Origin of the sequence: Phaeacidiphilus oryzae TH49 (genome assembly GCF_000744815.1) — a bacterium.
In the GTDB taxonomy this organism is placed as follows: domain Bacteria; phylum Actinomycetota; class Actinomycetes; order Streptomycetales; family Streptomycetaceae; genus Phaeacidiphilus; species Phaeacidiphilus oryzae.
Window position 1 is genome coordinate 2,854,141 of record NZ_JQMQ01000005.1, and the last position, 18,931, is coordinate 2,873,071.

The 18,931-nt window shown below is 72.4% G+C and carries 11 protein-coding genes; 4 read left to right on the forward strand and 7 right to left on the reverse strand.

Annotated elements, in window-relative coordinates:
* Positions 1-32: 32 nt before the first annotated feature.
* From BS73_RS16465 to BS73_RS16475, 3 genes are all read right to left on the reverse strand, one after another.
* Positions 33-1,673 carry a peptide ABC transporter substrate-binding protein gene (locus BS73_RS16465; RefSeq protein ID WP_037573227.1) on the reverse strand — a complete coding sequence of 547 codons (1,641 nt, stop codon included), beginning with the start codon at positions 1,671-1,673 and terminating at the stop codon, positions 33-35.
* Positions 1,674-2,056: 383 nt separating this feature from the next.
* Positions 2,057-3,922: a translational GTPase TypA gene (gene typA, locus BS73_RS16470; RefSeq protein WP_037573230.1), complete on the reverse strand. Its 1,866-nt coding sequence runs from the start codon at positions 3,920-3,922 to the stop codon at positions 2,057-2,059.
* Positions 3,923-4,100: 178 nt separating this feature from the next.
* Positions 4,101-5,945: an ABC transporter family substrate-binding protein gene (locus tag BS73_RS16475; protein WP_037573231.1), complete on the reverse strand. Its 1,845-nt coding sequence runs from the start codon at positions 5,943-5,945 to the stop codon at positions 4,101-4,103.
* Between the two features lie 352 nt (positions 5,946-6,297).
* Between BS73_RS16475 and BS73_RS16480 the strand changes: the two genes are divergently transcribed.
* The 4 genes from BS73_RS16480 to BS73_RS16495 all read left to right on the forward strand — a co-directional run bounded on the left by BS73_RS16480 (position 6,298) and on the right by BS73_RS16495 (position 10,570).
* On the forward strand, positions 6,298-6,639 hold the full coding sequence (locus tag BS73_RS16480) for a hypothetical protein (protein WP_037579877.1): 342 nt from the start codon (positions 6,298-6,300) through the stop codon (positions 6,637-6,639).
* 121 nt (positions 6,640-6,760) lie between these two features.
* Positions 6,761-7,603, forward strand: a complete 843-nt coding sequence (locus tag BS73_RS16485; RefSeq protein WP_051941451.1) for a hypothetical protein — start codon at positions 6,761-6,763, stop codon at positions 7,601-7,603.
* 16 nt (positions 7,604-7,619) lie between these two features.
* Positions 7,620-9,716, forward strand: a complete 2,097-nt coding sequence (locus tag BS73_RS16490; RefSeq protein ID WP_084704123.1) for a fumarate reductase/succinate dehydrogenase flavoprotein subunit — start codon at positions 7,620-7,622, stop codon at positions 9,714-9,716.
* Positions 9,713-10,570, forward strand: coding sequence for a succinate dehydrogenase/fumarate reductase iron-sulfur subunit (locus tag BS73_RS16495; protein WP_051940010.1), 858 nt, complete (start codon positions 9,713-9,715; stop codon positions 10,568-10,570). The genes BS73_RS16490 and BS73_RS16495 overlap by 4 nt, the downstream gene beginning before the upstream one ends.
* A gap of 315 nt (positions 10,571-10,885) precedes the next feature.
* On the opposite strand, the gene BS73_RS16500 is transcribed toward BS73_RS16495, so the two are convergent.
* From BS73_RS16500 to BS73_RS16515, 4 genes are all read right to left on the reverse strand, one after another.
* Complete coding sequence (locus BS73_RS16500) at positions 10,886-13,555, reverse strand: SpoIIE family protein phosphatase (protein WP_084704124.1); 2,670 nt, start codon at positions 13,553-13,555, stop codon at positions 10,886-10,888.
* Positions 13,556-13,983: 428 nt separating this feature from the next.
* The gene (locus tag BS73_RS16505) at positions 13,984-16,767 is read right to left on the reverse strand and encodes a SpoIIE family protein phosphatase (RefSeq protein ID WP_051940011.1); all 2,784 of its coding nucleotides are present in this window, start codon (positions 16,765-16,767) and stop codon (positions 13,984-13,986) included.
* Positions 16,768-16,869: 102 nt separating this feature from the next.
* On the reverse strand, positions 16,870-17,280 hold the full coding sequence (locus BS73_RS16510; RefSeq protein ID WP_037573235.1) for a (deoxy)nucleoside triphosphate pyrophosphohydrolase: 411 nt from the start codon (positions 17,278-17,280) through the stop codon (positions 16,870-16,872).
* Between the two features lie 50 nt (positions 17,281-17,330).
* Complete coding sequence (locus tag BS73_RS16515) at positions 17,331-18,914, reverse strand: LCP family protein (protein WP_084704125.1); 1,584 nt, start codon at positions 18,912-18,914, stop codon at positions 17,331-17,333.
* Positions 18,915-18,931: the final 17 nt, after the last annotated feature.

The window sequence follows — 18,931 nt, forward strand, 5'->3', positions numbered from 1 at the left end:
CGGCCCCCCGGCCTCCTGTCAGCCAGGTAGCGCTACTTCTTGACGGCCCACAGGACCGGGTTCGAGAAGCCGTCCATCTGAACGCCGGAGACGTTCTTGGAGTAGCCCGCGGTGGCGTTGGTGTACCACAGCGGGATCGCCGGCATGTCCCTCACCAGGAGCTGCTCGGCCTGCTGGAAGTACTTGTTCGCCTGCGCGGGGCTGGACGCCGCGTTGCCCTCGGCGATCAGCTTGTCGAACTGCGGGTTGTTGTAATGGGCGTCGTTCGCCGAGCCGTCGGAGGCGAACAGCGGCTGCAGGAAGTCCTCGGCCAGCGGGTAGTCCATCGACCACGAGGAGCGGAAGGCGCTGGTCATCTGCTTGTCGGTGATCTGGTTCCGCAGCGAGGCGAAGGTGGTCACCGGCTTGCCGACACAGGCGGTGTTGTTGCCCAGGACGGTGTTGATGGAGTTGCACACCGCGCTCACCCAGGTGGCGTTCGGGCCGTCCGAGTTGTACGTGATGGTCATCTTGCCGCCGGGGAGGCCGCCGGCCTCCTGGATCAGCTTCTTGGCCTCGGTCGGGTTGTAGGTCCCGTACTGGCCGAGGATCGAGGAGTCGTAGCCGCCCGCGGTGCCGAGCGCGGGCGAGGTGAAGTCCTTCGCCGGCGTGACGGTGTCGTGGAGGATCGTCTTGGCGATGCTGTTGCGGTCGATCGCCATCGACAGGCCCTGGCGCAGCTTGGCGGCCTTGGCAGTGCCCCACTGGCCGTTGTAGAGCGGGAAGGCGATCTCGGAGATGTAGCCCGCGGGAGTGTTGACCACGCGGCCGCCGAGGTCGGAGTTCATGTTCGCCCGGTCGGTCTCCGGGATGTTGTTGTCGAGGAGGTCCAGCTTGTTGGACTGGAGGTCCGAGTAGGCCGAGTTGGGGTCGGTGTAGACCACCAGCTCGACGCCCTTGTTCTGGACCTTCTGGGTGCCGGCGTACGCGGTGTTCGGCACCAGCTTGAGGTTGGACCCCGGGGTGTAGGAGCCGGACACCTTGTAGACGCCGTCGCCCACCGGGTTCTTCGACCAGGCGGCCGGGTCCTTGAAGAAGGACTGCGGCAGCGGGTCGTAGGCCAGGAAGCCGAGCTGCTGCGGCCAGGTGGAGTTCTTGGCGGTCAGCGACACGGTGAACTCGTCGTCGTTGACGACCTTCAGGCCGGACATGGTCTTCGCGGTCGGGCTGCCCGAGGTCGGGTTGACCTTGTCGAAGCCCTTGACCGTGGCGAAGTACGCCGAGTTCAGCTGCTTGTTCGTGGAGAGCGCGGCGTAGTTCCAGGCGTCCACGTACGAGTGGGCGGTGACGGGGGTGCCGTCGGTGAACTTCCAGCCGGGCTTCAGCTTGACGGTGAAGTTCTGCTGGTCGGTCGTGGTGATCGAGGCGGCGTTCTCGTTGATCGCCTTGTTGGTCTTGGGGTCGTAGGAGACCAGACCGGTCAGGATCGAGTCGATCACCTTCGAGCCGTTGACCTCGTTGGTGTTGCCCGGGGTCAGGGCGTTCTGCGGGGTGCCCCAGTAGTCGCTGACGACCCCGGCCCCGTAGGCGCCGCCGGCGCTGGACGAGCCGGACCCGCCGCCGCAAGCGGTCAGCGCGAGGGCGACAGCGGCCGCACCGGCGGCCAAGGTGATTCCACGCGTTGTCTTGCGCATGGAGGCGCCTCCTCAAAGACGTGCAGAGTGAGTTGTCGCTTCCCGCACCCCCCGAACCGGAGCGATGCCTTCCACTATCAGTGACCCCGGGTAGTGATGGGAACCAAATCCGATCTCGTTTTGGTCACGTTTATTCACGTAAATCTCAGTTTTCGGACACACCCATGTCGACCAACCCCGAAACAATCGGACATTGACGATGCATCAGCGAACGCGGTGTCACAAAGATCGGACACTCATCGGGCCTGCTGTATAGATATGCGACTACAGACTGTAGTAATGAATAGGGCAGAAAAACCGGCCGCCGACCTCCGAAAAGGAGGCCGGCGGCCGGTTTCGCCCCTAGAAGCCAAGGACCGGGGTCCTGCGCTCTGAGAGGAGAATCACCCCTTGGCGCGGGACCGGGCCCGCGCCCGGGTCGGCGCGTCCAGGATCACCTTGCGGATCCGTACGGTCTCCGGAGTCACCTCGACGCACTCGTCGTCGCGGCAGAACTCCAGCGACTGCTCCAGCGACAGCGTCCGCGGCGGAACGATCGACTCCGTCACATCCGCGGTCGAGGACCGCATGTTGGTGAGCTTCTTCTCCTTGGTGATGTTGACGTCCATGTCGTCCGCGCGGGAGTTCTCACCGACGATCATGCCCTCGTAGACCTCGGTGCCCGGGCCGACGAAGAGGACGCCGCGCTCCTGGAGGTTGGTCATCGCGAACGCGGTCACCGCGCCGGCCCGGTCGGAGACCAGGGAGCCGGAGTTGCGGGTGCGCAGCTCGCCGAACCACGGCTCGTGGCCCTCGAAGATGGAGTGGGCGATGCCGGTGCCGCGGGTCTGGGTGAGGAACTCGGTGCGGAACCCGATCAGGCCGCGGGACGGGACGATCCACTCCATCCGGATCCAGCCGGACCCGTGGTTGGTCATCGTCTCCATCCGGCCCTTGCGGGTGGCCATCAGCTGGGTGATGGCGCCCAGGTGCTCCTCGGGGGCGTCGATGGTCATCCGCTCGATCGGCTCGTGGAGCTTGCCGTCGATCTCCCGGGTGACCACCTCGGGCTTGCCGACGGTGAGCTCGAAGCCCTCCCGGCGCATGGTCTCCACCAGGATCGCCAGGGCCAGCTCGCCGCGGCCCTGCACCTCCCAGGCGTCCGGGCGCTCGGTCGGCAGCACCCGGAGGCTGACGTTGCCGACCAGCTCGCGGTCCAGACGGTCCTTCACCAGGCGGGCGGTCACCTTGTGGCCCTTGCCGCCCTTGCCGACCAGCGGCGAGGTGTTGGTGCCGATGGTCATCGAGATGGCCGGCTCGTCCACCGTGATCAGCGGCAGCGCGATCGGGTTCTCCGGGTCGGCGAGGGTCTCGCCGATCATGATGTCCGGGATGCCGGCGACGGCGCAGATGTCGCCGGGGCCGGCCTTCTCCGCGGGCTTGCGGGTGAGCGCCTCGGTCATCAGCAGCTCGCTGATCCGGACGTTCTGCACCGAGCCGTCGCGCTTGATCCAGGCGACGGTCTGCCCCTTCTTCAGGTTGCCCTGCTCCACGCGGAGCAGCGCGATCCGGCCGAGGAAGTTGTCCGCGTCCAGGTTGGTGACGTGCGCCTGGAGGGGGGCCTCCTCGTCGTAGGTCGGGGCCGGGACGGTGGAGAGGAGGGTGGAGAAGAACGGCTCCAGGCTGTCCGAGTCGGCCGGCACGGTGCCGTCCTCCGGCTTGGTCAGCGAGGCGATGCCGTCCCGGGCGCAGGCGTAGACGATCGGGAACTCGATCTGCTCCTCGTCCGCGTCCAGGTCGAGGAAGAGGTCGTAGGTCTCGTTGACCACGTCGTCGATCCGGGAGTCCGGCCGGTCCGTCTTGTTGATGCAGAGGATGACGGGGAGCCGGGCGGCGAGCGCCTTGCGCAGGACGAAGCGGGTCTGCGGGAGGGGGCCCTCCGAGGCGTCCACCAGGAGCACCACCGCGTCCACCATGGACAGTCCGCGCTCCACCTCGCCGCCGAAGTCGGCGTGGCCGGGGGTGTCGATGATGTTGATGGTGACCGGGTCGCCACCGCCCTTGGGGTGGTACTTGACGGCGGTGTTCTTCGCGAGAATGGTGATGCCCTTCTCGCGCTCCAGGTCGTTGGAGTCCATCATCCGGTCATCGAGATGCTGGTGCTCCGCGAACGCGCCGGCCTGCTTGAGCATGGCGTCGACGAGGGTCGTCTTGCCGTGGTCGACGTGGGCGACGATGGCGACGTTGCGGATGTCAGAGCGCGTGGGCAAGGGATCTCCCGATCGGGCGGTATGGCGTGCCGGGGCGGTCACGTTTACCACGGCGTGTCCAATGGTACGGGGGGTTGACGCGCGGCGAGTTTTCCCCCGAGCCGACCCCGGTCCCGGACACGGCCCCGCAGGCGCCGGTGCGGGGCGCCCGCGGGTCCCTGCGGAGCGCGGTCCGCGGCTAGCGGGTGAAGCCCAGCTTGGTGAAGTCCGGGGTCTCCAGGCCGAACGCACCGGCGCCGACCAGCCCCTTCCGTACGGAGACCAGCTGCGGCTTCTGGTAGAGCGGAACACTCGGGGCGATCGCCCAGATCCGCTGGTCGGCCTGGGTCGCCGCGTCCGCCGCCGCCTTCGCGTCCGTCGCGGAGAGCGACTTCGCCAGCAGCTGGTCGATCTGGTCGGTGCCGGCCCCGGAGAGGTTCAGTCCGCGCTGGACCGTCCCGTCCGGCCCCACGGCCGGCTTCTCGTACAGCGCCGCCTCGTCCGCGACCGGGTACTCCGACGCCGGCCAGCCGAAGAGGGCCAGGTCGTAGTCGCCGGCGGAGACGTTCTGGGACAGCAGCGCGCCCGCGTCGACCGCCTTCACCCTGGTGTCGATCCCCGCCGCCGCCAGCTGCGCCACGACCAGGTCGGCGACCTTCTTCGCGGTCGCGGAACCGGAGGGGATGACCATCGTCAGGGTGAGCGGGCGCCCGTCCTTGCTCCGCACCGCCGAGCCGGACCCCGCCGCGGAGGCCGAGGCCGCGACCTTCGAGACCGCTGACGCCGAGGCCGCTGCCCCCGAGGCCGCCGTGGACGCCGCCTTCGCGTCCCCCTTCGCCTCGGTGGTCCCGCCGGCGCCGGAACCGGCCCCTGACCCGTCCGTCCACCCGGCCGCCGCCAGCATCTGCGCGGCCCGCTCGGCGCCGCCCGCCAGCCGCGAGCTGTTGTCCGCGTAGCCCTCCTGGTCGGCCATCACCAGATGGTTGCCGAGGGTCGCCGCCGGCAGCCCGAGCGGGGCGAGGACCGCCTTGGCGATCGCCGGCCGGTCGATCGCGGTGGCCACCGCCCGGCGCAGCTCGGGGTCGGCCAGCGCCCCCGAGAAGCCGTTCAGCGTCACCTGCTCGTACGCCGGCGCCGCCGCCCGGTGGAGCGCGTAACCGGGGACCCCGGCCGCCTGGGCCGCGGTGGCCGTGCCGTCCTCGACCGCCGTGCTGAGGTCGGCCACGTCCAGCCGCCCGGCCCGCAGCCCGGCCAGTCGCCGGTCGTCCGGGACGGCCTGGAAGGACACCGCCGCGACATGCGGGCGGCTCCCCCACCAGTGGGGGTCGCGGGTCAGCCGGACCTCGCCGGTCTTCCGGTCCACCGAGGCGAGGGTGAACGGGCCGGCCGTCGCCGGCAGCCCGTTCCGCAGGCCGTCGGTGAAGGCCGTGGCGCTGCTCATCGCCGCCGCCGGGTAGAGCGGCGAGAAGAGGCCGCGCCAGGGGCCGAAGCTCCGGCCGTTCTGGAAGACCACCCGCACGGTGTGCGGGTCCGAGCCCTGCTCGACGGAGGCGATGGCGTCGTAGCCGTCCGCCCGCACCGCGCCGTAGCCCTGCTGCCGGCCGCTGAGCGCCTGCCACTGGGCCTTGAAGTCGGCGGCCGAGAGGGGCTTGCCGTCGCTCCACTTCGCGGCCGGGTTGAGGTGGTACTCGATGGTCTGCGGGGAGTCCGAGACCTGCTTGGCGGAGGCCAGGTAGGCGGGGTCGGCGCTGGACCTGCCGTGGGCGTCCTGGGTGAAGAGCCGCGGCAGCAGGGCGTCGTCGACGATCCCGGTGCCGGCGGTGGCCTCCGGCCGGAACGCGTTGAAGGTGGCGGGCACCGAGTCCAGCGCCCAGCGCACGGTTCCGCCGTCCCGCACCTGGTGGGAGGCCGCCGCGGCGACGTCCGCCGCGGCGGGCGGCACGGAGCCGCCGCCGGAGCAGCCGGCGGCGGCGAGGGACACCCCGAGCGCCAGGGCCGCCCCGAGCGCGGCCCTGGCGGGAGTGGTGTGCGGGTGTACCGACACGGTTGACCGACCTCCTCGTTCTTCCGCCCACCGCCGGATACCGACCGCTGGGCGACGCCGTTGATCGGATTATTCGTATGGAAAGATTTTTCGGTGGTGGCGGAGACCACTGAAAGGCATCCCACGCCCCGGACCGCGGAGACACGAGGCGACGCACCGCTCGCACCACTCGTAAGGAGTAGCGGGGGGCGCACGGATGACGGCCGTCGAGCCGCCATTACCGGTTGATCCGGCGCAAACCCCTTCCCTGCGGCAGTGATCCGCGCCACACTCGCAGCCATCGGCTGACAGTGGATCAGATCTTCCCGCTCCCCCGCCGAACCCGCTCCCCCGCCCGGAGGTGAACGAGCTCGTGGCAACGGAACTCACCAGCGTCACCCGGCAGTTGGACGATCTCGACCGCGCCGTGCTCGCCGCCCAGCAGCGGCACGGCAGCTGTCTGGAGGTCCGCCGCGCCCGCGCCGACCTGGAACATCTGCGGGAGAGCGTGGCTCTGCTGAGCGAACTGGACGGCCCGCAGAGGTCGGCCGAGCCGAAGGACCAGTACCGGCCGGGCGTCCTGCCCGGTGCTCGCGGAGCCGGGGTTCCGGCGACGGATCCGCCGTTCGTCCCCGTTCCGGACACGCCGTACGACCCGTCGTTCTGGGCGGGCGCGGAGGACGAGGGCATCGGAGGGGCTTCCGCGACCCGCTAGCCTGCCGGGCCCCAGAGGAGTATGACGGTGCGTCAGGAACATCACGTGCGATGTCCTCGACGGCCGTCGGAGCCCGCGGCCCGGCGAGGAGTTGGAGGATGAGGAGCAGGTGACCACCGACATCCGGCGCCCCGAGGGGCGAGGAGCAGAAGGCAGCGGGGGGCCCGGCCCCCACCGGGGGGTGCACACCCCGGGCCGGGCGAGCATCGCGGCCCGACATCTGCGGACCGACCGCTGGTGGGTCCCGCAGACAGCCACCCTGGTCGCTCTGCTGGCCTTCATCGGCTACTCGACCTGGCGGGCGTTCGACGGCGCGGACTACTACTCCGCGCCGTACGTGTCCCCGTTCTACTCCCCCTGCCTGGCGGCGAACTGCGCGCGGATCCCGGGCGGAGCCGACCTGGCGGTCTTCGGCGACTGGTGGCGGCTCTCGCCCGCCCTGATCGTGCTGATCTTCCCGCTGGGCTTCCGGCTGACCTGCTACTACTACCGGAAGGCCTACTACCGGGCGTTCTGGTCCTCGCCGCCGGCCTGCGCGGTCGCCGAGCCGCACGCCAGGTACAGCGGTGAGACCCGCTTCCCGCTGATCCTGCAGAACATCCACCGCTACTTCTTCTACATCGCGGTGATCTTCGCGGTGATCCTCACCTACGACGTGGCGCTGTCCTTCCGGGACAGCCACGGGCAGTGGGGGCACGCCGGCCTCGGCACCCTGATCCTCCTCGTCAATGTCGGCCTGATCTGGGCGTACACCGCGTCCTGCCACTCCTGCCGGCACATCATCGGCGGGCGGATGCGGCACTTCTCCAAGCACCCCGTCCGATACCGGATGTGGGGCTGGGTGTCCAAGCTGAACGCCCGTCACATGCTGCTCGCCTGGTGCTCCCTGGCCAGCATCGCGGTGTCGGACCTGTACGTGTACCTCCTCGCCAGCGGTGCCTTCAGCGACCCGCGGTTCTTCTGAAAGGGACGACACAGACATGACCGAGGTCGAACGCCACACCTACGACGTGGTGGTCGTGGGTGCCGGCGGCGCCGGGCTGCGGGCCGCCATCGAGGCCCGCGAGCAGGGCATGCGCACGGCGGTGATCTGCAAGTCGCTCTTCGGCAAGGCGCACACCGTGATGGCCGAGGGCGGCATCGCCGCCTCGATGGGCAACGCCAACTCGAACGACAACTGGCAGGTCCACTTCCGCGACACCATGCGCGGCGGAAAGTTCCTCAACCACTGGCGGATGGCCGAGCTCCACGCCAAGGAGGCCCCGGACCGGGTCTGGGAGCTGGAGACCTGGGGGGCGCTCTTCGACCGCACCAAGGACGGCCGGATCTCCCAGCGCAACTTCGGCGGCCACGAGTACCCGCGGCTGGCCCACGTCGGCGACCGCACCGGCCTGGAGCTGATCCGCACCCTCCAGCAGAAGGTGGTCTCCCTCCAGCAGGAGGACTACAAGGAGTTCGGCGACTACGAGGCCCGGATCAAGGTCTTCCAGGAGCGGACCGTCACCCGCATCCTCAAGACCCGCGACCCCAGCGGCTCCGCCGCGGGCGACCAGGTCAGCGGCGTCTTCGGCTACGACCGGGAGAGCGGGCGGTTCTTCACCGTCGAGGCCCCGGCCGTGGTGCTGGCCACCGGGGGCATCGGCAAGTCCTTCAAGGTCACGTCCAACTCCTGGGAGTACACGGGGGACGGCCACGCGCTGGCGCTGCTGGCCGGGGCGCGGCTGGTCAACATGGAGTTCGTCCAGTTCCATCCGACGGGGATGGTCTGGCCGCCCTCGGTGAAGGGGATCCTGGTCACCGAGTCGGTCCGGGGCGACGGCGGGGTGCTGCGCAACAGCGACGGCAAGCGGTTCATGTTCGACTACATCCCGGACGTCTTCAAGGAGAAGTACGCGCAGAGCGAGGAGGAGGCGGACGGCTGGTACACCGATCCGGACAACCACCGCCGCCCGCCCGAGCTGCTGCCCAGGGACGAGGTCGCCCGGGCGATCAACTCCGAGGTGAAGGCCGGCCGGGGCAGCCCGCACGGCGGCGTCTTCCTGGACGTCTCCTCCCGGATGTCCGCCGAGGAGATCAAGCGCCGGCTGCCGTCCATGCACCACCAGTTCCTCGAACTGGCCGACGTGGACATCACGGCCGAGCCGATGGAGGTCGGCCCGACCTGCCACTACGTGATGGGCGGCGTCGAGGTCGACCCCGATTCCGCGGCGGCGGTCGGCGTGACCGGCCTCTACGCGGCCGGCGAGGTGGCGGGCGGGATGCACGGCTCCAACCGCCTCGGCGGGAACTCCCTCTCCGACCTGCTGGTCTTCGGCCGCCGGGCCGGGCTGCACGCGGCTCGGTACGCCGCCGGACTGGGCGCCCAGCGTCCCGAGGTGGACGACGAGCAGCTGACCGCGGCCCGCCGGGAGGCGCTGGCCGCCTTCGGCGACCCGGCCGGCGAGCCGGCACCGGGCGCGGCGGCGGAGGGCGCGGCGGCGGAGGGCGCGGCGGCGGGGGCGGAAATCCCGGCCCCGGCCGTACCGGAGAACCCGTACGGGCTGCACCAGGAGCTCCAGCAGACGATGAACGACCTGGTCGGGATCATCCGGCGGCAGCCGGAGATGGCCGAGGCGCTGGAGCGGCTGAGCAGGCTGCGCGAGCGGGCGACCCGGGTGGCCGTGGAGGGCCACCGCCAGTTCAACCCGGGCTGGCATCTGGCGCTGGACCTGCGGAACATGCTGCTGGTCTCGGAGTGCGTGGCCAGGGCCGCGCTGGAGCGCCAGGAGTCCCGCGGCGGGCACACCCGGGACGACTACCCGGAGATGCTGCCCGAGTGGCGGAAGACGCTGCTGATCTGCGGCCTCGCCGAGAAGACCGAGCCGGGCGGCGGCCAGATCGAGCTGGTCAGGCAGGACTACCCCCGGTTCCGGGACGACCTGCTGGCGCTCTTCGAACTGAGCGAGCTTCAGAAGTACCTCACGGACGAGGAGTTGCCCCCGCCGGGAGCGGAACCGTCGGAAGCGGAGCCGTCGGCGCCGGTGCCGGGCGCGCGCGAGGCCGCACCGTCCGAGAACCCCGAGGAGAGCGCGAAGTGAGCAGCACACCGACCGAGGCGGCCGAGGAGAAGGCCGCCGGCGCGAAGTCCGAGCAGCAGCCGGCGCCGGGGACGGCCGCCGCAGCGGGCGGCACCCGGGTCTTCCGGGTCTGGCGCGGGGACGCCGACGGGGGACGGCTCACCGAGTTCGAGGTCGAGGTCAACGAGGGCGAGGTGGTCCTGGACATCGTCCACCGGCTGCAGGCCACCCAGGCCCCGGACCTCGCGGTGCGCTGGAACTGCAAGGCCGGCAAGTGCGGCTCCTGCTCGGCGGAGATCAACGGGCGGCCGCGGCTGATGTGCATGACCCGGATGTCCACCCTGCCGGAGGGCGAGCCGGTCACCATCACGCCGATGCGGACCTTCCCGGTGATCCGCGACCTGGTCACCGACGTGTCCTTCAACTACCGGAAGGCGCGCGAGGTCCAGGCCTTCGTACCGCCGCAGGGCCTCGGTCCCGGCGAGTACCGGATGCAGCAGGAGGACGTGAACCGGTCGCAGGAGTTCCGGAAGTGCATCGAGTGCTTCCTCTGCCAGAACACCTGCCATGTGGTCCGCGACCACGAGGAGAACAAGGAGGCCTTCGCCGGCCCGCGCTTCCTGATGCGGATCGCGGAGCTGGACATGCATCCGCTGGACGGCGCCGAGGAGTCCGGCCTCGACCGGAAGACGAACGCCCAGGAGGAGCACGGCCTCGGCTACTGCAACATCACCAAGTGCTGCACCGAGGTCTGCCCCGAGCACATCAAGATCACCGACAACGCGCTGATCCCCATGAAGGAGCGCGCGGTCGACCGCAAGTACGACCCCCTGGTCTGGCTCGGCTCCAAGATCTTCCGCCGCAGCGGAGACTGACGCAGCGGGGCCCGCGAGTTGCGCCGCAGGCGCAAGACGGGGGCGCGGGGAACTGCGCGGCCCGCCGCGAACGGCGCCGCACCCGGCAACGGAGAACGGGTTGCAACCCAGTGGCCGGGCGCAGCGCCGCAGGCGCAAGACAGGGGCGCGGGGAACTGCGCGGCCCGCCGCGAACGGCGCCGCACCCGGCAACGGAGAACGGGTTGCAACCCAGTGGCCAGTGGCCGTTGCCGAGTGCGGCCGGGTGCGGCGCGGGCCGCGCAGTTCCCCGCGCCCCTTACTTGCGACTTCGTCGCTGCGCCCGGGGCGGGCCGGTCAGCCGACCGGTATCGCTCGGCGTTCCGGCGCCGGGACCTCGAACCAGACGATCTTGCCGGTCGGCGTCCGGCGGGAGCCCCAGCGCTCGGCCAGCAGGGAGACGAGCTGGAGGCCGCGGCCCCCCTCGTCCGTCGCCCGCGCCCGCCGCCGCCGCGGCTGCGCGTACCCCTGGTCCCACACCTCGCAGGCCACCGTCCGGTCCCAGAGCATCCGCAGCCGGATGTCCCCGGTCCCATGCCGCAGCGCGTTCGTCACCAGCTCGCTGACCAGCAGCTCGACGGTGTCCACCGCCTCCCCGAGCCCCTGCTCGCGCAGCCACCCGCAGGCCAGCTCGCGCGCCTGGGCGACCGAGGTCGGCTCGGCCGGCAGCATCCAGTCCCCGACCGTGCCCTCCGGCAGCGCCCGCACCCGGGCCATCAGCAGCGCGATGTCGTCCTCGCCGTGGTGCGGGTCGAGCGAGGTCAGCACGTGGTCGCAGACGTCCTCCAGCTGCCGCACCGGACCCGACAGCACGTCGCGGAAGGCCTGCAGCCCCTCCTCCAGCTGGTGCTTGCGCGATTCGACCAGCCCGTCCGTGTAGAGGCCGAGCAGCGCCCCGTCCGGCAGCTCGACGGTGACCTCCTCGAACGGCTCGCCGCCGACACCCAGCGGGATCCCCGGCGGGACGTCCAGCATCAGCGCCTGCTCGCCGTCCTGCACCAGCACCGGCGGCAGATGCCCGGCGTTGGCGAAGGTGCAGCGCCGGGTGACCGCGTCGTAGACGGCGTAGATGCAGGTCGCGAGGTAGACCTCGATCAGGTCGTCGCGCTCGCCCTCGCCGTCGCCCTCCTTGGCGGGGGTCATCCCGACCGTCACCCCCGCGCCGGCGCCGGCGCTCGACCCGGTCGGCACCGGCTCGTCGCCGCTGCCGAGCCCGCGGGCGATCTCGTCCAGCGCGCCCAGCACCTCGGCCGGCTCCATGTCCAGCATGGCCAGCGTCCGTACCGCCGTGCGGAGTTGGCCCATCGCCACGGCCGCCCGCAGCCCGCGGCCCATCACGTCGCCGATGACCAGCGCGGTCCGGTTCCCCGGCAGCGGGATGACGTCGAACCAGTCCCCGCCGACCTCGGTCCCGGACGAGCCGGGCCGGTAGCGGCAGGCGATGTCGAGCCCGGAGGCCGCCGGGTTGCCCGGGGGGAGCAGCGAGCGCTGGAGTATCAGCGCCCGCTCGTGCTCCCGCCGGTAGAGGCGGGCGTTGTCGATGCAGACGGCCGCCCGGGAGACCAGCTCCTCGGCGACGGCCAGGTCCCGTACGTCGAACGGCTCGCTGCCCTTCGCCCGGGAGAGGTGGACCAGGCCGAGCACGGTGCCGCGGGCCGCCATCGGGACCACCACCGAGCTCTGGATCACCGGGTCCGGCTCCGGGGTGCCGGTGCCCCGCAGGTTGAGCGACCGGCCGGTGCGCAGCGCCTTGGCCTGCGGGCTGCCGGCCGAGTAGCAGAAGGTCCCGCCGACCTCGGCGATCCCCACCCCGAAGCCGCCGTCCCCGAAGGCGCCGGCCCCGGCCGTGCTGGCGGCGGCGACCCGGCGCAGCTCGCCGGTTCCGTCGGGCGCGCCCCCGCCGCCGCTCCCGCCGCTCCCGCCGCCCCCTGAGCCGTTCCCGCTGTCGATCGGCGCGGTGTCCGCCGCGAGCAGCCCGGAGTAGAGGTCGACGGTGGCCACGTCGCAGAAGTGCGGGACGGTGACGTCCAGCAGCTCGCGGGCGGTGGTCTCCAGGTCGAGGGTGGAGCCGATGTGCGCGCCGGCCTCGTTGAGCAGCGCCAGCGAGCGCCGGGCGCTGGCCGCCTCGCGCTCGACCCGCTGCTGGCCGGTGATGTCGGCGATGTGCCCGGCGACGCCCATCGACCGGCCGTTGGGGCTCTCCAGCCGGTAGAGCGAGACGGCCCAGCGGCGGCGGCCAGGACGGGTCGGCACGGTCCCGGTGAACTGCAGGTCGACCACGGCGTCGCCGGTCTCCAGCACCTGGGCCAGCGCCTGCTGCAACTGGTCGGCCTCGGGCCGGGGCAGCAGGTCGGTGGCGGTCAGCCCGTAGAGGTCGGCGGCGGCCAGTCCGAGCCCGCGGGCGAACGCCTCGTTCACCCGCTGGAGCCTCAACTCCCGATTGAACAGCACGAATCCGGTGGGCGCCTGGCCGAAGACGGCCTCCGAGGCGGCCAGGTCGGTCTCCACCCGGCGCAGCGCGCGCAGGTCGGCGGCCATGCAGACGGCACCGCGCCGGCCGTCGTCGGAGCGGGCCGGCATCAGATAGACCTCGGCGACGCCCTCCCGGCCGTCCCGGTCGGTGTACGGGCTGGAGCCAACCCATTCGCGGCCGTCCTCCAGCACCTCCTGGAGCCGCTGCCGACCGCGCCGCCAGAGTTCGCGGGGGATGAAGGTGGTCACCGGGTCGGCGCCGGCCGCCTCCTCGGCGGGGATGCCGAAGAACTCCGCGGCCCGGTCGCTCCACTGGCTGATCCGGCCGTCGGCGCCGATGGCGAAGGCGGCGACCCGGATGAAGTCGTAGACCGAGCCGGCGGCGCTGCTGCCCCACTCCTCGGGCGCGGGCGCCGCCCCCCAGCCGCCGATCGGGGCCCCGCCGCTACCGCCGCCTCCGGCGGCACCGGCCGCCCCGGCGACGTCACCAGGCACGGAACCCTGATGCGGCACGGCGTCCGCTGCTCCGTGCGACGTCGCCGATGACGTATCGCTCAACTGAACCGACCCCTCCAGCCTCGGCGTCCGGAATGGCCCCCGCGCTCCTGAGTATTCATCATCCGGCCGGTGGGACGCCTCCCCCCTGCGGATCACGAACCCACAATCCGGGGAGGTTTCGCCGAATCTCCCGATTACCGGGCTGATCTGCGCTTCTCCTCCGCCTCTCTCCCCACCTCTGCCCCAGGGGCGGCCACCCTACTCCCGCCGCCCATGATCCGTAAGGGACCGCGGCGGAGCTCGGCCGGGTAAGTCCGCGCAAACCCGGACGGTCCTGACGGTAGTGCGCCGGCGGTAGCGGACCGGCGGTGGAGCGCCGGCGGTAGCGGGCCGGCGGTGGTGCGCCGCCGGGGCCGCCCGCGGCCTCACCCGGGACGCTCGGCGTCCCCGTGCTGCTCGGCGGGCAGCGAGAGTTCGAACCAGACGACCTTGCCCGGCCCCTGCGCCCTGGTCCCCCACTGGTCGGCCAGCCGGCGCACCAGCTGGAGTCCGCGGCCGCCCTCGTCGGAGCGCCCGGCCCGGCGCTCCCGCGGCGGGTCCGGCAGCGGGTCGGCGACCTCCACCAGCAGCCGGTCCGGGCGGCGGATCAGCCGCAGCCCGATCGGCGCCACCGCGTACCGGACGGCGTTCGTCACCAGCTCGCTCACCAGCAGCTGCGCGGTCTCGGCCGAGGAGTCGTCAAGTCTCCACTCCTGCACGGTGCTTCGCAGCAGCCGCCGGGCGCGGCCGACCGCGCTCGGTTCGGCGGGCAGTGTCCAGCCCGCGGTCCGGTCCTGGGGCGCCCCGCCGAGGCGGGCCAACAGCACAGCCACGTCGTCCGGCTCCTGTCCTTGCTCGAGCGTGCCGATCACCGTCTCGCAGGCCTCCTCCACCGACGCGTGCGGGCGTTCGAGCACGCGGCGCACCCGGTCGATGCCGACGTCGATGTCGGCGGTCCGCGATTCCACGAGGCCGTCCGTGTAGAGCATCAGCAGGTCCCCTGGCGCGACGGTGAACTCGGTTGCGGTGAAAGGGACTCCGCCCACCCCGATCGGCGCGCCGGAGTCCGTGGAGAGCACCCGGGTCCGCCCGCCCGGCAGCGGGCCGTTGAGCGAACCGGGCTCGGTCGGCTCGACCAGCACCGGCGGGGTGTGCCCCGCCGAGGCGATGGTCAGCCTGCGCTGCTCCGGGTCGTAGACCGCGTAGACCACGGTCGCGATCAACGCCTCCTCCGGCCCCTGGGCGAGGTCGTCGGCGAGATCGTGGACATGCTGGAGCAGCTCCGCCGGCGGCAGGTCGAGTCCGGCGAGCGTGCGAACGGCCGTACGCAGCCGGCCCATGGTGGCGGCTGCCCGCAGGCTGTGCCCCATAACGTCGCCGACCACCAGGGCGGTCCGCTCGCGCGGCAGCGGCACCACGTCGAACCAGTCGCCGCCGACCTCGGTGCCGCTGGCCGCCGGCACATAGCGGTAGGCGACCTCGACGCCGGGTGGCTGCGGAACGGTCTGCGGCAGCAGCGAGCGCTGCAGCATCAGGGCCGCCGAGCGCTCCCGCGCGTACAGCCGGGCGTTCTCCAGGGAGGCGCCGGCCCGGTCGGCCACCTCGACGGCGAAGGCCTGCTCGTCCCGGTCGAAGGCCTCCCGGCGGCCGGCCCGGCCGAGCACCAGCAGGCCGAGCGCGATGCCGCGGGCGCGCAGCGGCACCACCAGGGTGGAGTGCACCCCGAGGTCGATGGCGGCCCGCACCCGCGGGTCGTCCTCCCCGCCGCCGGCCAACGAGAGCTGGATCGGCGTCTCCAGGTGCTCGGCCTGGCCGCCGGCCAGCACCCGGGCGAACGCCGAGCCCTCGGCGGCCTCGGAGAGCTCCACGGTCTCGCCGGGCTGCATCATGGTGTCCGCCCGCGAGCTGTCCCGGAAGGCCGAGGTGCCGAGCACCTCGAGCCGGGCCTCCCGGCCGCGCTGGTGCCGGGGCAGGTCCCCGCCCCGGGCGACGGAGTCCAGCAGCATCACGCCGGAGTAGTCAGCGAACCGGGGCACCAGCACGGCGGCCAGCTCCCGGGCGATCCTGGACACGTCCAGCAGGTCGCCGATCCGTGAACCGACCTCGTTGAGCAGAGAGAGCCGCTGCCGGGCCTGCTCGACCCGGGCCATCGCCCGGTACCGGTCCGTCACGTCCATGGTGATGCCGGTGAGGCCGAGCACCCGCCCGGCCCGGTCGGTCAGCCGGCTGTAGGACATCGACTGGAAGGACGCCCCGCGCGGGCCGGCCGCGGCCTGGCCGATGATCAGGTCGACCACCGGGGTCCCGGTGGCCAGCACCTGCCGCTGGATCGCCACCGCCTCGTCGGCGGCCCGCTCGGGGAGGACCTCGCCGCTGGTGCGGCCGATGTGCTCCTCCGGCTCGATGCCGTTCATCCGGGCGAGGGTGCCGTTGACCCGGACGTAGCGGAGGTTCCGGTCGAGGAGGCCGATGCCGAGCGGGGACTGCTCGAAGAGCGCGTCCCGCACGGCCAGGTCCTGCTCCAGCTCACGCAGCGCGCCGGCCTCGGCGAACGCGAACTGCAGGTACGGCACGCCGTCCCCGTCCACCAGTGAGGACACCCGCGCCTCCACCTTCACCGCATGGCCGTCCCGATGGTGCAGCCGCATCGAGCCGATCCAGACCTGACCGCGCATCACCTCCTCGCGAGCCGCGGCCGCCTCGTTCCTGGCGCCCTCGTCGAGCAGCTGCTCGGCGGCCGGGCGGCCGATCAGCGCCTGGCTCGGCCAGCCGAGCAGCCGCTCGGCCTCGGAGCTCCACAGCACCACCCGGCCGGAGGTGTCCAGCAGCGCGATCGCCAGGGACACCGCGTCCAGCAGCGTCCCGCCGCCACCGCCGGAACCCCCCGCCGGGGGCGGCTGGTTCGCCGGAGCGCCGCCGCCGGGGTACGGGCGGACGCCGGTGGCGCGGCGGCGGTGCGGCTGCCCGGGAGGCGGGCCCGACCTGGTCCGGTCGGCGAGGCGGCGCAGCTGCTCGGCGAGGACCCGCGGGGAGCGGACGGGGGCGCCGGGGCCGCCACCGTGCCGGCCCTGCCGCTTCCGGGCGCGGCGCAGCCGGAGGCGGGCGGCGGCGCGCCCCTGTGCGCGCGCGGCACCTGCCGCCCTGCTGCTGACGCGACCCTCCGGCCCCAACCTGAACCCCAGTCACCTAGGCGTGCGCCATTCCAGATACTGAAATACCCCTTCAAACATCCGCATACCGGTCCGTACGGGTCAACTTTCGCGAACGGCCCATCAGCGGGCCGCGCGGGCGAGCAGCTCCCGGACGGCGGGCAGCGCGAACCGGTCCTGTTCCAACCAGTCCACTTCGAGTAGTTCACGCCCCGTCAGCCAGCGCAGCTCGGAATGGTCCTGCAGCGGGCGTGGCGCGCCCTCGATCAGCCTGGCGCTCCAGATGTGCAGCTCCAGCCCCGGGCGGACGGCGGCCGCGCCGGGCAGCCGGCGGCCGGCCTCGGCGAGCACCCCGAGCTCCTCGCGCAGCTCCCGCGCGAGCGCCTGCTCCGAGGACTCGCCGTCCTCGACCTTTCCGCCCGGGAACTCCCACCGCCCGGCCAGCGCAGCGGGCGCGCTCCGCCGAGCGGCGAGCACCCGGGAGCCGTCCGCGCTGATGAGGGCTGCCCCCACGACGATCCTCGGCCTCGGCACCCGGGGATCCTAGCGCCGGGGCCGGCCGCCCGCGGCTGCGGACCCACCGCCTAGTCCACGCACGGGATGCCGCCCATCGTGACGGGGGTGCCGTAGAACTGGGAGGCGGTGGCCGGTGACGAGCCGGCCTCGTCCGGCGCCGCCGCCCGCGCCGAGCCGGCCGCCGTACCGCCGCCGGTGCCCAGGACGACCTGGACGTGTCCGGCCGGCACCGCGCCCGCCGGGGACGCCGTCACCCCGTACCGCCGGGCGATCGCCGTCGCCGCCGCCTCCGCGCCCGCGCCGTAGGTGACCTTCGTCCGCCACCTCGACGCCGCGTTGCCGACCCAGCCGCGCCCGTAGCCCAGCGCCGCCAGCGCCGACGACTCGTCAGCCGCCGCTCCCCGCCTGCCGCTTCCGTTGAGGACGTCGACGACCGCCTGCCCGCCCGAGGCGGACGCGGGAGCGGAAGCGGCGGCGGAGGGCGAGGGCGAGGGCGAGGGGGCCCCGCCGGTGTACTGCGCCACCAGCGCCCGCACCCGCTCCGGGTCGATCAGGTTGACCGCCTCGCCGCCGCGTGTCGCGAACCCCGCCACCGGCAGGGTGTGGAACTCCACGTTCCCGCCGCTCAGCTCCGGGTTCCGCTGCGCGAAGTCCAGCACGTCCCAGCCCGAGTCGACGACCACGTCCTTCTTCACCACGTCCAGCAGGGATTGCAGCTTGCCGATGTCCCCCAGCACCCCGTCCTGCTTGAGCTTGCGCTCGACCGCCGCCAGGAACGCCTGCTGCCGCCGGGTCCGGTCCAGGTCGCCGCCGGCCAGGTTGTGCCGCTGCCGGACGAAGGAGAGCGCCTGCGAGGCGTCCAGGGTGTTCAGCCCGGCCCGGAAGTCCGCCCCGGAGCCCTGCCCGTCGACGGCCGGGTCCCTGGTCGCGTGCTTGAGGCAGACCGTGATCGGCTGGAGGACCTTCGCCACGTCGTAGAAGCCCAGCAGGTTGACCTCGGCGAAGTGGTCGATCCGGACGTCCAGCAGCTTCTGCACGGTGGCCAGGGTCGCCTCCCGCCCCACCTCCCGGCTCCGCCGCTCCAGCTCGGCCGGGTCGGTCACGCCCTGCTGCCGCAGGCCCGGCAGCGCGGCCGCCTTGGCCCGGCCGTAGGCCTCCTTGATCTTGTGCATCCCCTGCTCGGAGCCGTCGGGACCATAGGTCTCGACGTAGTCGTCCCGGGGGATGGAGAAGGCCTGCGCCTTGCCGCCCCCGGCGGGGATGTGCAGCAGGATCAGGGTGTTGGTGTTGTAGCCGCCGATCTCGCTGGACCCGGCGTGGAGCTCGTCGGTGACGAACTGCTTGGGCAGGTCGGCGCCGTTCTGGTCCTTCCGGCTGTCCAGGCCGATCAGCAGGACGTTGACCGAGCCGTCGTCCCGGCTGGGCGGGCTCCCCGGCAGATGGAGGGCGCGCAGCGCGTTCGAGGTGTTCAGCCCGGCGGTGAGGGTGTGGTACGCGCAGGACGAGATCCCGCTGGTGGCCAGGACGGCGAGGGAGAGCCCGAGGGCGGTCAGCCGGAGGTTCCGCCGGATGCGCGCGGTCCGCGAGAGCTCCCGCCCGCTCCGGTCGCCTCGCCCGAATTGTCGGGCTTCACCCGAGAATCGTCCCACCACGGCCGCACTCTAGGGCA